Annotated in this window: 13 protein-coding genes; 6 read left to right on the forward strand and 7 right to left on the reverse strand. The window is 60.2% G+C overall.

Annotation, left to right across the window (positions count from 1 at the left end):
* Positions 1-269: 269 nt before the first annotated feature.
* Complete coding sequence (locus EOA78_RS01755) at positions 270-620, forward strand: DUF5330 domain-containing protein (RefSeq protein ID WP_127313597.1); 351 nt, start codon at positions 270-272, stop codon at positions 618-620.
* A 113-nt stretch (positions 621-733) separates the two neighbouring features.
* Positions 734-1,162: a SufE family protein gene (locus tag EOA78_RS01760; protein WP_065010477.1), complete on the forward strand. Its 429-nt coding sequence runs from the start codon at positions 734-736 to the stop codon at positions 1,160-1,162.
* A 147-nt stretch (positions 1,163-1,309) separates the two neighbouring features.
* Here EOA78_RS01760 and EOA78_RS01765 read toward each other — a convergent pair whose 3' ends face one another.
* Together EOA78_RS01765 and EOA78_RS01770 are read right to left on the reverse strand one after the other, a co-directional pair.
* Complete coding sequence (locus EOA78_RS01765) at positions 1,310-1,735, reverse strand: MucR family transcriptional regulator (protein ID WP_029354623.1); 426 nt, start codon at positions 1,733-1,735, stop codon at positions 1,310-1,312.
* Positions 1,736-2,163: 428 nt separating this feature from the next.
* Complete coding sequence (locus tag EOA78_RS01770) at positions 2,164-2,532, reverse strand: SH3 domain-containing protein (protein WP_127212445.1); 369 nt, start codon at positions 2,530-2,532, stop codon at positions 2,164-2,166.
* A gap of 118 nt (positions 2,533-2,650) precedes the next feature.
* Between EOA78_RS01770 and EOA78_RS01775 the strand changes: the two genes are divergently transcribed.
* Together EOA78_RS01775 and EOA78_RS01780 are read left to right on the forward strand one after the other, a co-directional pair.
* Positions 2,651-4,801: a S9 family peptidase gene (locus EOA78_RS01775; RefSeq protein WP_127313598.1), complete on the forward strand. Its 2,151-nt coding sequence runs from the start codon at positions 2,651-2,653 to the stop codon at positions 4,799-4,801.
* Between the two features lie 162 nt (positions 4,802-4,963).
* Complete coding sequence (locus EOA78_RS01780; RefSeq protein ID WP_127313599.1) at positions 4,964-5,347, forward strand: SET domain-containing protein-lysine N-methyltransferase; 384 nt, start codon at positions 4,964-4,966, stop codon at positions 5,345-5,347.
* 28 nt (positions 5,348-5,375) lie between these two features.
* On the opposite strand, the gene EOA78_RS01785 is transcribed toward EOA78_RS01780, so the two are convergent.
* The 4 genes from EOA78_RS01785 to EOA78_RS01800 form a co-directional block, all read right to left on the reverse strand.
* Positions 5,376-6,326: a cytochrome c gene (locus tag EOA78_RS01785; RefSeq protein ID WP_127313600.1), complete on the reverse strand. Its 951-nt coding sequence runs from the start codon at positions 6,324-6,326 to the stop codon at positions 5,376-5,378.
* 9 nt (positions 6,327-6,335) lie between these two features.
* On the reverse strand, positions 6,336-6,779 hold the full coding sequence (locus tag EOA78_RS01790) for a cytochrome c (protein WP_127313601.1): 444 nt from the start codon (positions 6,777-6,779) through the stop codon (positions 6,336-6,338).
* 316 nt (positions 6,780-7,095) lie between these two features.
* Positions 7,096-7,698, reverse strand: a complete 603-nt coding sequence (locus EOA78_RS01795; protein ID WP_127313602.1) for a superoxide dismutase — start codon at positions 7,696-7,698, stop codon at positions 7,096-7,098.
* Positions 7,699-7,804: 106 nt separating this feature from the next.
* A complete protein-coding gene (locus EOA78_RS01800; RefSeq protein WP_127313603.1) occupies positions 7,805-8,683 on the reverse strand; it encodes a branched-chain amino acid aminotransferase in 879 nt (292 codons plus the stop codon).
* A 154-nt stretch (positions 8,684-8,837) separates the two neighbouring features.
* Between EOA78_RS01800 and EOA78_RS01805 the strand changes: the two genes are divergently transcribed.
* Together EOA78_RS01805 and EOA78_RS01810 are read left to right on the forward strand one after the other, a co-directional pair.
* Positions 8,838-9,500: a haloacid dehalogenase type II gene (locus EOA78_RS01805; protein ID WP_127313638.1), complete on the forward strand. Its 663-nt coding sequence runs from the start codon at positions 8,838-8,840 to the stop codon at positions 9,498-9,500.
* A gap of 307 nt (positions 9,501-9,807) precedes the next feature.
* A complete protein-coding gene (locus tag EOA78_RS01810; protein ID WP_127313604.1) occupies positions 9,808-10,632 on the forward strand; it encodes a L,D-transpeptidase in 825 nt (274 codons plus the stop codon).
* 156 nt (positions 10,633-10,788) lie between these two features.
* Here EOA78_RS01810 and EOA78_RS01815 read toward each other — a convergent pair whose 3' ends face one another.
* The gene (locus EOA78_RS01815) at positions 10,789-12,333 is read right to left on the reverse strand and encodes a helicase HerA-like C-terminal domain-containing protein (RefSeq protein ID WP_127313605.1); all 1,545 of its coding nucleotides are present in this window, start codon (positions 12,331-12,333) and stop codon (positions 10,789-10,791) included.
* Between the last annotated feature and the right edge of the window lie 56 nt (positions 12,334-12,389).

The following is a 12,389-nucleotide window of genomic DNA, read 5'->3' on the forward strand; positions in this document are numbered from 1 at the left end:
TTTCGCCTCTGACAGTCGCCACCGGACGCCGCGCTTCCGGGGAATAACTATGGAAAACAAGCAGATGGATGGTTAACCCCGGGTGAAGAAAATCGGCTGGATTGGAGACAAATCCATTGCAAAATGCTATGCTTCGAGTTTGCCTAAAATTTGAGGAAAATTTTCGCTGACCGGGCAAGCCGTCCTTTGCGCGTCTATGCCACTATCATACCCATAAAAGAGGTCATGTCGCACGAATGCATGATCCGGTCAAAGATGAGGGCATACAGATGGGCTTTCTGATCAGAATGGCTTTCTGGTTTTCGCTGGTGCTTCTGGCGCTGCCGCTGAATGTCGGCTCCGACGAGACAGGCCACCAAAGCGTCGGGCCGATCCAGGCGTTGTTTGCGGCACGCGAAGCCGTTGGCGACATTGCCGGGATATGCGTGCGCAAGCCCGACGTCTGCGAGACCGGCAAGTCCGCAATGCACACGATCACCGCCCGGGCCAAGGAGACCGCCAAGATCGCGGCCGCCATGCTGGACGACAAGACCGCCGAACCCGACACGGCGACAATGACCGGCAGCTTGCCCGAGGACATCGTCTTGCCCGCGAAAGTCGAGTTGCCGGCGAAAAACTGAGATATTTTCCAGCGCATCTGTCACTGCACCGCAGGCCGTCCGCACCTCGACGCCTATGGTGTTTTTCCTCTTTTTCCGTGACGCGGCGTCGCCGGATGACTATATCCGAGGTGATGACCACGACGATCCAAACGATCCGCGACGACTTCTCCCTGCTTGACGAGTGGGAAGACCGCTACCGCTATGTGATCGAACTGGGCGAGGCCCTGCCGCCATTTCCCGATGAGGAACGCAACGCCGCCAACAAGGTGCCCGGCTGCGTCAGCCAGGTCTGGCTGACAACCGAATATGGACCGGGTCCCGATCCAGTCGTCACCTTCGCCGGTGATTCGGACGCCCATATCGTGCGCGGCCTCGTCGCTATCATGCTGGCGCTGTTTTCCAGACGACCCGCCAGCGAGATCCAGAAAACCGACGCGGAAGCCACGCTGAAGGCACTTGGCCTCGACGAACACCTGTCACCGCAACGCGCCAATGGTCTTCGTTCCATGGTCAAGCGCATCAAGCGCGATGCCGAGGCGGCGTTGAGGCAGACCGCCTGATTAGACGAACAGCGCGCGATTGCCCCGGCACGGCGGAGAGCCCCACGCATCGGGCAAGGTGTATCGATTGCTCCAGCAATGCCCCCAAAGCAAAACGGCGCCCGGAGGCGCCGTTGATCGTTCAACCCACGTTGGGAAGAGCCGATATCAGCGCCCCTTCCGCTTGCGGCCGAGACCCATCTTCTTGGCGAGCTGGGAGCGGGCGGCAGCATAGTTGGGAGCAACCATCGGATAGCTTGCGTCCAGGCCCCATTTTTCACGATACTCGTCGGGCGTCAGACCGTAGTGGGTCATCAAATGGCGCTTCAGCGACTTGAACTTCTTGCCGTCTTCAAGACAGACGATGTAGTCGTCATGGACGGAGCGTTTCGGGTTTACTGCCGGCTTCTGCTTGTCGGCAGGAGGTTGTTCACTGGTCCCGCCCACGCGCCCGAGGGCGGCATGGACATCGGCGATGAGGCTCGGCAGCTCGCCGACCGGCACCGGATTGTTGCTGACATAGGCGGCCACGACGTCGGCCGTCAATTCGATCAGCGCATCACTATTTCTGGAAGGTGTTTCGATAATATCCATGGCTTCCTGGCCCCAACGAGAGTTGTTTCTATCTGCGCCCTATTTTTGACAGGTCGGGCATCGCGCGAAATTTTTGCAGGAAAGAGCCTCTGCGATTCGCGTCACAACATCCTAATGAGCCAGTCAACCAAGTAAGTCAATTCGGTTCTTGCCCTGTATTCATCGATGTTAATAAAATATTCCACGATCAGCTTCAACCTTTCGTGCACTCTGTAATTTTGCGATATTTTCTGGTCCGACCAGCAACGGCTGACGCCCCCTCGGACTGCCATTACATCCTCGATGGCCAGTAAAATGTTCTCAATGCTTGGCTATGCTTGGTTGTGGCGCAGGCTATCTGGTTGTTTTCAGAATCTGAAAAACCATAGGTTGCGATTTGCTGTTTGCAAGCAAGCCAGAAATCAGCGCTGCGGACCGGCGCCGATCCATCAATGTGGGGTAATGTATTTTCCGTAGACCCAGCCGGTGACGAAATTGCCGTTGTGTGCCGGATCATGCCAGACTTCGCACCAGCGATAGCGGATCTTCTGTTCCTGCTTCCAAACCGGCTGCTTGGCGATGTCGAGCAGGTTTATGCCGCCGGTGCATTTCCCGGTCATCTGCAAAACCGCACCGTTGGGATACGCGGCCTGCTTCTGGGATGACCCCGCCGGATACTTGCGCACATTGAGCGTGTCGCCAAACGGAACGTTGGTCACTTGCCAAGCTGCGAACACGGTTGCATGAGATTGGCCGGTAAAGGCCAAAACTGTCGAAGCGACGACGAAAGCCGCGGCAGCGCGAAAACGGAATTTCATTTTCTCTCTCCTCCGGCTCATCTTCTGGAGCCCGGCGCAAAACATATACTCCGGCTCTTGAACCTGCGCTGATCGGCGTGTTCATTCTCCATTCAAATAACTTCCACAGCGAGACGCAATGACCCGAACCCCAGCATTTCCGACTGTCAGCCCGCCACGACCCGAGAAGCGGCCGGTCTTCGATCTCCATCATGGAGTAACCCGGACGGACGACTATGCCTGGCTGAGAGCCGACAATTGGCAAGAGATGTTCAGGGATCCGTCCCTGCTCGACGCCCAAATCCGCGCCCATCTCGAAGCCGAAAACGCCTATCAGGCGGCGTTGATGGCCGACACCGCCCAGTTGCGGAAGCAGCTTTTCAAGGAGATGAAGGGCCGCATCAAGGAAGATGATTCTTCCGTGCCGATGAAGGATGGGCCTTACGCCTATGGCTCATCTTTCAAGCTTGGCGGCGAGCAGCCGCGCTATTTCCGCACGCCGCGCGATGGCGGTGACCAGCAGATCCTGCTCGACGGCGATCTCGAGGCCGAAGGCAAGGCCTATTACCGCCTCGGCGGTGTCGACCATTCGACCGACCACCGCAAACTCCTCTGGGCCTTCGACGACAAGGGTTCCGAATTCTACACGCTTCGCGTCCGCGATCTCGCCGACGGCAAGGAGTTGCCGGATAGGATCCCGGCTACCGGTGGCGGCGGCGTATGGAATGCCCACAATGACGGATTTTTCTACACCCGCCTCGATCCCAACCACCGTCCTTCCAAGGTGCTGTTCCATGCCCTTGGCGACAGTCCTGAGAACGACCGGCTGATCTACGAAGAAATCGATCCGGGCTTCTTCATGAATGTCGGCGGCACGCGCTCCAACGAGTGGATCATGGTCGGCATCAACGACCACGAGACCTCGGAATATCGCATCATGAGCGCCAGCGAGCCGTTCGCCGAACCGAAGCTGGTTTCGGCGCGCGAGACCGGCCTGCAATACGAACTCGAAGAAGGCGGCGATATCTTCTTCATTCTCACCAACGCCGACGGCGCCAAGGATTTCAAGATCATGACGGCGCCGGCGAGCGACCCGGTGCGCGCCAACTGGCAGGAACTAGTGCCGCACGAAGCGGGCCGGCTGATCCTTTCGGTGATCGGCTTCAAAGACCATATGGTCAGGCTTGAGCGCAAGGAAGGCCTGCCGCGCATCGTCGTGCATGACCGCAAGAGCGGCGAGGAACACCTCATCTCCTTCGACGAGGAAGCCTTCTCGCTCGGCCTGTCGGGATCCTATGAATACGACACCGAGATCATGCGCTTTTCCTACTCGTCCATGACAACGCCGGCGCAGGTCTTCGACTACAACATGCGGACCCGCGAGCGCGTGCTGCTGAAGACGCAGGAAGTTCCGTCCGGTCACGACCCGGACCATTACGTGACGCGGCGGCTGATGGCGCCCGCCGCCGACGGCGAACTGGTGCCGATCTCGCTCATCCACCATCGCGACACGCCGCTCGACGGATCAGCGCCTTGCCTGCTTTACGGCTACGGTTCCTACGGCATCACGGTCCCGGCCGCCTTTAACACCAACTTGTTTTCGCTGGTCGACCGCGGCTTCGTCTACGCGATTGCCCATGTCCGCGGCGGCAAGGACAAGGGCTATGGCTGGTACGATGACGGCAAGCGGGCGCACAAGATGAACACGTTCACCGATTTTGTCGCGGTCGCCCACCACCTCGTCGCCGAACGCTATACGCAACATGACCGCATCGTCGCACAGGGCGGCTCGGCCGGCGGCCTGCTGATGGGCGCGATCGCCAACATGGCGTCGGAATGCTTCGGCGGTATTGTCGCCGAGGTTCCGTTCGTCGACGTGCTCACCACCATGCTCGACGCGACCTTGCCGCTGACGCCGCCGGAATGGCCCGAATGGGGCAATCCGATCGCTTCGGAGGAGGACTACCGAACGATCGCCGCCTACTCCCCCTATGACAATGTCGCCGCGCTCGACTATCCGCCGATTCTGGCGCTTGCCGGTCTCACCGACCCGCGTGTCACCTATTGGGAGCCGGCCAAGTGGGTGGCGCGGCTGCGCGACCGCAAGACCGGCGACAATCCGGTGCTGTTCAAGATCAACATGGACTCCGGCCATGCCGGCGCATCCGGCCGGTTTTCCAGGCTCGAGGAAATCGCCTTCACCTACGCGTTTGCGCTGAAGGTGGCGGGCAAGGCCGACCTTGCCACCACCAACGGCATCCACCTTTTGGACGCGCAAAGGGCGCTGTAGGATTTTGATCTTGCGCACGATCCCCTGCGGAAAATCGATTCCAATTTCCGGTCACGGCCTGGCTGATTTTCCGCTCGCAATTGCGATGGCCGCGCGCTACCCAAATGCGCGGGTTTTCGCAGCCGCGCCACCAAAATCATCCAGTCACGCCAGGGGTCTGCCATGTTGCTCGTCGACGTCTATCTCGACAAATCGCCTATCCAGGGCATCGGAGTCTTTGCCAAGAACAACATTCCCCGTGGCACTCTGGTTTGGAAGCTCGATCCCAATTACGACCGGCGCATCCCCGTCGAGACCTATGAACGCGAAACCGGGCCGATCAAAGCCTATCTCGATCGCTATTCCTATCCCGACCGGCGCGACCCGAACTACATCGTCTTCGAAGCCGACGACGCACGCTACATGAACCATGCCGATGACCCGAATTGCGACGTTTCCTCTCCCGAGGAGACGTATGCGTCGCGTGACATCGCGCCCGGCGAGGAAATGACCTGCAACTACAATCATTTCTTCGAAGCCGGCTTCGATTTCCTCGGCGACCGCTGACGCGCCGCCATCCCGTGCGGTTTTCGCGTCAGCTCGAAGGCTGCTTGCGGGCCGGATAGCCATTGGGATGCGGCGGTATGGCCTTCAGATAGGCTGATATCGCCGCCCGGTCCTCAGGCGTCAGTTCGGCCATGTTTCTCTGCACGTCGACCATGGCGCCACCGACGGTATCGAAATCCGGCGTGAAGCCGGTTTCGAGAAAGTTGGCGATGTCAGCCTCCAACCAGTCAGTAAGCCCGCCTTCACCCGAAGTAATATTCGGCACGATGCCGCTGCCTTCGGCAGCAGTGGCTCCGGCCAGCCATTCGCTCTTCCTGGTGCCGCCAGCAAAATCACGCGGCGTGTGGCATTCCCCGCAATGGCCCGGCCCTTCGACCAGGTAGCGGCCGGCCATCACCGGATCCGGCGTGCCCTCGGGGAAGGAAACCACCGGCTGGTCACTCAAATAGAGACGTTTCCACAGCCCGATACCGCGACGGATATTGAACGGGAATCCCAGCGAATTGGCCGGCGCCTTGCCGGCGACCGCCGGAAGCGTTTTCATGAAGGCATGGAGATCGGCAATGTCGGCCGGCTTCATGCGCGCGTAGGATGCATAAGGAAACGCCGGATAGAAATGCTCGCCGCTCGGCGACACTCCCTTGATCATGGCGTTGGCGAGGTCTTCGGCCGACCAGGCGCCGATACCGTCCTTGGCATCCTGCGAGATGTTCGGTGGCACGAAGGTGCCGAACGGCGTCTTGAGTTCGAGACCGCCTGCCAGTTGAAGGCGGGCATCGCCTTGAGAACCTGGCTTCGCATGACACGATGTGCAGCCTCCGGCATAAAAAATGCGCTTGCCCCTGGCGGCATCGCCGGGGCCGAGCTGCGCCAGGGTCTCAGTGTCGAGCCTGACCGGCGCCGACAGGACCCAGCCGGCGACAGCGCCGGCGGCGCCCAGAACGAGGGCGGCGCCGACGAGCTTTTTCAGCAGGCGCATCGCCCGCGATCAGCCCTTCTTTATCCTGTATGTCTGGTGGCAGGTGCCACAATCGCCGCCTATGGTGTTGAACCCCGCCTTCAAGGCATCGACGTCGGCCGGGGCGGCGGCCGCCGCAGCCTTGACGTCGGCGAGATATTTTTCCTCAATCGCCTTGAAGCCGGCCATATCCTCCCAGATCTTGGGGGCAGCGGTGGTGTCGCCGGTTTCGCTGCCAGCCGGGAAAAGGGTCTCGACCTTTGCATGGAATGTCTCGGCGTTGGCCTGCAGCGCCTTCAACGCCGCCAGCACGGCCGCGGCGTCGTAGGCGGTCTCACCCTTGACCACTTTCGACAATTGGCCGGCGATCTTTCCACGTTCCTTCATCAGGGCCTGCCGGTCCTGGATCGGATCGGCGAATGTAGCCGAACCGGCGAAGGCGAGCATAGAGATGGCGAGGATAAGCGTTCTCATTCAATTGGCTCCATGGTGAAGACGTTTCGGATGAAGATCGGCACTGATCGGTAACGGCAAAATTGGCTTAAAAATTCCGGAAATTCGCCTCACGCTTGTGTGAATTCTTGCGACAGTCGTTCTGTGCTGGAAAAAGGGCGTCCGATCTTGAGCCAAAGGAAAAGCCCCGGTTTTGCCGGGGCTTCTACAACTCGATCTGGCGATTACAGCGCCGCGCGCCTTTCCGGCGCGCAAGGGACGTTGTAACACCTTGATTTGCGCATGATCCCCAGCAAAAATCGATTTCGATTTTGCTACGCTGACCTTCGGTTCGGGGTCATGCGCTGGCCTTTTCGTAAAGCTCAAGGACATGGTCCCAGTTGATGAGGCTGTCGACGAAGGCCTCGAGATATTTCGGCCGGGCGTTGCGATAGTCGATGTAATAGGAGTGCTCCCAGACATCGACGCCCAGGATCGGCGTCGCGCCATGGACCAGCGGATTCTCGCCGTTCGGCGTCTTCGAGATCGCCAGCTTGCCGTCCTTGACCGAAACCCAGGCCCAGCCTGAACCGAACTGAGTGGTTCCGGCGGCGATGAAGTCGGCCTTGAACTTGTCGTATCCGCCGAGGTCGCTGTCGAACGCCTTTTGCAGCGCGCCCGGCAATTTGTTGCCGCCGCCGCCCTTCTTCATCCACTTCCAGAAATGGATGTGGTTGTAATGCTGGCCGGCGTTGTTGAAGAGCCCTGGGTTCTTGCCGAAGGACTGTTTTACCACCTCTTCGACCGACAAATCGCCGAGCCCGGCTTCGGCAGCCAGTTTGTTGCCGTTGTCGACATAGGCCTTGTGGTGCTTGTCATGGTGATACTCCAGCGTCTCCTTCGACATGTAAGGTTGCAAGGCCTCGTAGTCATAGGGCAAGGCGGGCAGTTCAAAAGCCATCGGTCGTACTCCTCGTGGAAAAAATCCGGTGCGATACCGGACTAACATAGGTCTGGATTGATATGGAGCAACTCCGGAATGAAGCCCCGGTTCGCTTTTTCGCCAGTCAGCCGGTCGAAGTCGAATGCGCCCAATCCCAGTAGAGTTCGCGCGCCTTCTTGGCTACAGGCCCGGGCTGGAGATTGCGATCCTCGATGCGGGTGACCGGCACGACTTTTGAATGGTTTCCCGTCGAGAATATCTCGTCTGCTTCGAGGAAGTCGCGCACCGACAGCGTCTTCTCGGTGGTCTTGAACCCATACTCGCCAAGCAGCGTCATTGTCCGCGAGCGGGTGATGCCGGACAAGAACGTGCCGTTCGGCGCCGGCGTCAGGACATGGCCGTCCTTGACCAGGAAAATGTTCGAGGTTCCGGTCTCGGCGACATTGCCCAGCATGTCGAGCACCAGGGCATTGTCGAAGCCGCGCATCTTGGCTTCGAGGATGGCACGACCATTGTTGGGATAGAGGCAGCCGGCCTTGGCGTTGGTCGGCATGGTTTCGATGGTCGGGCGCCGGAACGGCGAGACGGTGACCGAAAAGCCCGCCGGCGAGATCATTGGCGATTCGTAGAGGCAAAGGCAGAAACGGGTCGAGGCCGGATCTGCCGGCACGCCCATATAGCCGCCATGCTCGGCCCAGTACATCGGCCTTATATACACCGCCGTCTTGCCGTCGAATTTCTTCAGCCCGTCCCAGGTCAGCCCGACCATCTTTTCGGCGCTCATGGATGGTTTGAGACCAAGCGCGATCGCCGATGCGTTCACCCTCGCGACGTGGCGGTCGAGATCTGGGGCGACGCCCTCGAACCAGCGGGCGCCGTCGAACACGCTGGTGCCGAGCCACATGGCATGGCTGCGCGGCCCCAGGATGGCGACGTTGCCTTCATACCAGTCGCCGTCCACGAAGGTCCATGTCGCGGATTGCGCCGCAGTTGCCAGTGTCATGGCTTTTTTCCGTTACAGACTTGTCCTGTCTCGCCATTGGAAGATGCTTTGGCGTCTGCCGTCAACGGGGTTTGCTGAGATTTGTTGAGGCCAGCGGTATGTGAATTGCAATCTGTGCTTGCGCCTCGCCTTGCGTCGCCGCAAAACTGTCACCATGCACCATGCGGCTTACGTTTTCGACGCCTACGGCACGCTGTTCGATGTCCATGCCGCCGTGCGCCGTCATGCCGACCAGATCGGGCCGGACGGCCAGCTCCTGTCGGAGATCTGGCGCGCCAAGCAGCTTGAATATTCCTGGGTCAGGACGCTGATGGGCGCCTACACCGATTTCTGGCAACTCACCGAGCAGGCGCTCGATTTCGCCCTGCGCAAGGTTCCCTCCGCGGACAAGGGGCTCAGGGCCAAGTTGCTCGACGCCTATTGGCGGCTGGACTGCTATCCGGAGGTGCCGGCCGTGCTCAAGGCGCTCAAGGCGTCGGGCGCAAAGCTGGCGATTCTTTCCAACGGCTCGCCTGAAATGCTGGAGGCGGCGGTCAAATCGGCCGCGCTCGACCAGGTTCTGGACGACATCTATTCCGTCGATGCCGTCAAGCGGTTCAAGGCCGATCCGTCGGTCTACGACATGGTCACGACAGGCTGGCGCCTCTATCCGGGTGCGGTGTCGTTTCAGTCATCCAACCGCTGGGATGTTGCCGGCGCCACCAAGTTCGGCTTCCGGACAGTCTGGATCAACCGTTCCAACCAGCCCGAGGAATACCGGGACTTTCCGCCGGCCCTGATCCTGCCCTCGCTCGAAGGCCTGCTGACCGGAGGCTAGCCCGCAATTCTCACACTCGATGTGAGAATTGCGGGCTGGCGCATGACCCCAAAAATCGGGTTCGATTGCAAAGGATCATGCCCAAAGTAAAAGTGCTACAGCGTCCTTTACGCGTCCAAATGGGCGCACGGCGCTGTAGGCCTGTTGCCTCGGCGCAACAGGGGCGGACCCGTCACAGCTTTGCCTTTGTTTGTCCTCCGTCAGGCCAGAATCGGAACCGCCTATCGCGCCGGGCATTGGTAGGGCTGGCGCCGTACTGATCGGCATATTCATGTTTGTTTCGATTTGAGACCTAAAAAAGGCAATCATGTTCACAACCGAAATCGAATCCTATCGCCTGAGCCGTCGCGGCTTTCTCAACGCCGCTGCGCTCGGTGCCGCCTCGATTGCGGTTTCCGCCTGCACCACGGTGGGAGGGCAGCCGGTCGAGCCGCCGCCGCTAGCCAATGTCGAGCCGCCGCTCCTGGACTATGCAACAATGTACGCTCCGGTCAGCGACGGTGGGTTCGAGCTCCCGGGCATACCGTACGAGAAAATCGACGAGCAATTTCTGCGTCAGATCGTTCCCGATCCGACCGGCCAACGGCCCGGCACCATCGTCGTCGATACGGCCGGCCATCACCTCTATCTCGTGCGTCCGGGCGGACAAGCTATCCGTTATGGTGTCGGACTGGGTCGCGCCGGTTTCGAATGGTCTGGCGATGCCGTCGTCCAGTGGAAGCAGAAATGGCCGAAATGGACCCCGCCGGCCGAAATGATCGCCCGCCAGCCCGAGCTCGCAAAATACAGCGCCGAGAATGGCGGCATGCCCGGCGGGCTGACGAATCCGCTCGGCGCGCGGGCGCTGTATCTCTTCGAGGGCAACGAGGACACGCTTTACCGCCTGCACGGCTCGCCGGAGTGGTACTCGATTGGCAAATCGGTGTCATCTGGCTGCGTTCGCTTGATAAATCAGGACATTATCGACCTTTATGACCGTGTGCCCAACAAGACGCCGGTGATCGTTACCGCCGGTGTCGGTCAGGAGCTGGTTGCCACGGCAGACCGCAAAGCCATCCCAATCGATGCGGGCGTCCCGGATGGATCCATCCTGCTCGGCCCTGCAAGGTCGATCTCGGATTCGATCTTCTGAGCTGGTCGAAAGGGCTGGAGCGGCCGGCGTACCTTTGAATCCGATGCTCCTTGCCTGAGCATCGTCTAAAGCCGGTGCCCACTTTTGGGTCCGATGCTTTTTTGTTTGAGCATCGGATTTTCCCAAAAACCGGTTCCCACTTTGGGTCCGATGCTTTCAGCGCCCTCTTGCCAGACTGCCGAGGATGCCGCGCACGATCGCCCGTCCGACGGACGAGCCGACCGAGCGAACCACCGCCTTGATCGCCGCCTCCGCCACCGTCTGGCGATTGGACGATCGCGGCGCCGGTGCCCGCCTGCCGCCGGTGGGCTGGGGGGCGGAATCGTCATTGCCGAAGCCTGGGATGGTCCAGCGTGAGCGGCCGCTCTCCTGCTGCTGCGCCTCTGCGTCGAGAGCGTCCTTGGCTTTTTTCTGCAGCATCTCGAAAGCCGATTCACGATCGATGGTTTGGTCGTATTGCCCGCTAACCGGGCTCTCAGTGATCAACTTGCGGCGCTCGTCAGGCGTGATCGGGCCAAGGCGTGAAGACGGCGGGCGAACCAGCGTACGCTGGACCATGGACGGAACACCTTTGGCTTCCAGCGTCGAGACCAGCGCCTCTCCGGTGCCGAGTTGCGTGATCACGGTTGCACAGTCGAAGTCGGGATTCGGCCTGAAGGTCTCGGCGGCGGTCCTCACGGCCTTCTGCTCCCGCGGCGTGTAGGCGCGCAAGGCGTGCTGCACCCGGTTGCCGAGCTGGGCCAGAACCGTCTCGGGGATATCCAGCGGATTCTGGGTGACGAAGTAAACGCCGACGCCCTTCGAACGGATCAGGCGGACCACCTGTTCGACGCGGTCGATCAGCACCTTCGGCGCATCATCGAACAGAAGGTGCGCCTCGTCGAAGAAGAAGACCAGCTTCGGCTTATCGGGATCGCCGACTTCGGGCAGCTCCTCGAACAGTTCCGACATCAGCCACAAAAGGAATGTCGCATAGAGCCGGGGATTCATCATCAGCTTGTCGGCAGCCAGCACGCTGATGGCGCCGCGGCCGTCGCGGGTGGTGCGCATGATGTCGGCGATCCGTAGTGCCGGCTCGCCGAAGAAATTCGTCGCTCCCTGCTGCTCCAGAACCAGCAGCGTGCGCTGGATCGCACCGACCGAGGGCTTGGTCACATTGCCGTAGCGAGCGCCGATTTCTTCGGCGCGATCGGCGATGTTGGCAAGAAGCGCTTGCAGGTCCTTCAGGTCAAGGAGCAACAGGCCTTCCTCGTCGGCGATGCGGAAGGCGATGTTCATGATGCCTTCCTGCGCCTCGGAGAGGTTCATCAGGCGCGACAGAAGCAGAGGGCCCATTTCCGAGACGGTGGCGCGGATCGGATGGCCCTGCTCGCCGAACAAGTCCCAGAAGATGACCGGAAATTCCTGGAAATCATAGGGATCGAGCTTGACCTGCTCGGCACGCTTGACCAGAAAATCCTGTGGCGTGCCCATCATGGCGATACCGGACAGGTCGCCTTTGATGTCGGCGCAGAAGACCGGCACGCCGGCATTGGAGAAACCTTCCGCCAAAATCTGCAAGCTCACGGTCTTGCCAGTACCGGTCGCACCGGTGACCAGGCCGTGACGGTTGCCATACTGAAGCAGCAGATTTTCGGCGCGCTGGTAGCTGTCGTCGGGCTTTCGGCTGGCTCCTATGAAAATACTGGTGTCGTCAGCCATGTGTCCGGTCTCCGCAAACCTGAAGTGTTGAAGCCCTGGTCTATTGAAAGTAGCAG

This window comes from Mesorhizobium sp. M5C.F.Cr.IN.023.01.1.1, assembly GCF_003997585.1.
Lineage (GTDB): Bacteria > Pseudomonadota > Alphaproteobacteria > Rhizobiales > Rhizobiaceae > Mesorhizobium > Mesorhizobium wenxiniae.

Excerpts from the sequence above, each read along its gene's own strand:
- EOA78_RS01805 (WP_127313638.1), top strand. The coding sequence starts at position 8,838 with ATGCACCATGCGGCTTACGTTTTCGACGCCTACGGCACGCTGTTCGAT.
- EOA78_RS01795 (WP_127313602.1), bottom strand. The coding sequence starts at position 7,698 with ATGGCTTTTGAACTGCCCGCCTTGCCCTATGACTACGAGGCCTTGCAA.
- EOA78_RS01770 (WP_127212445.1), bottom strand. The coding sequence starts at position 2,532 with ATGAAATTCCGTTTTCGCGCTGCCGCGGCTTTCGTCGTCGCTTCGACA.
- EOA78_RS01810 (WP_127313604.1), top strand. The coding sequence starts at position 9,808 with ATGTTCACAACCGAAATCGAATCCTATCGCCTGAGCCGTCGCGGCTTT.
- EOA78_RS01755 (WP_127313597.1), top strand. The coding sequence starts at position 270 with ATGGGCTTTCTGATCAGAATGGCTTTCTGGTTTTCGCTGGTGCTTCTG.
- EOA78_RS01785 (WP_127313600.1), bottom strand. The coding sequence starts at position 6,326 with ATGCGCCTGCTGAAAAAGCTCGTCGGCGCCGCCCTCGTTCTGGGCGCC.
- EOA78_RS01760 (WP_065010477.1), top strand. The coding sequence starts at position 734 with ATGACCACGACGATCCAAACGATCCGCGACGACTTCTCCCTGCTTGAC.
- EOA78_RS01815 (WP_127313605.1), bottom strand. The coding sequence starts at position 12,333 with ATGGCTGACGACACCAGTATTTTCATAGGAGCCAGCCGAAAGCCCGAC.
- EOA78_RS01765 (WP_029354623.1), bottom strand. The coding sequence starts at position 1,735 with ATGGATATTATCGAAACACCTTCCAGAAATAGTGATGCGCTGATCGAA.
- EOA78_RS01775 (WP_127313598.1), top strand. The coding sequence starts at position 2,651 with ATGACCCGAACCCCAGCATTTCCGACTGTCAGCCCGCCACGACCCGAG.
- EOA78_RS01780 (WP_127313599.1), top strand. The coding sequence starts at position 4,964 with ATGTTGCTCGTCGACGTCTATCTCGACAAATCGCCTATCCAGGGCATC.
- EOA78_RS01790 (WP_127313601.1), bottom strand. The coding sequence starts at position 6,779 with ATGAGAACGCTTATCCTCGCCATCTCTATGCTCGCCTTCGCCGGTTCG.
- EOA78_RS01800 (WP_127313603.1), bottom strand. The coding sequence starts at position 8,683 with ATGACACTGGCAACTGCGGCGCAATCCGCGACATGGACCTTCGTGGAC.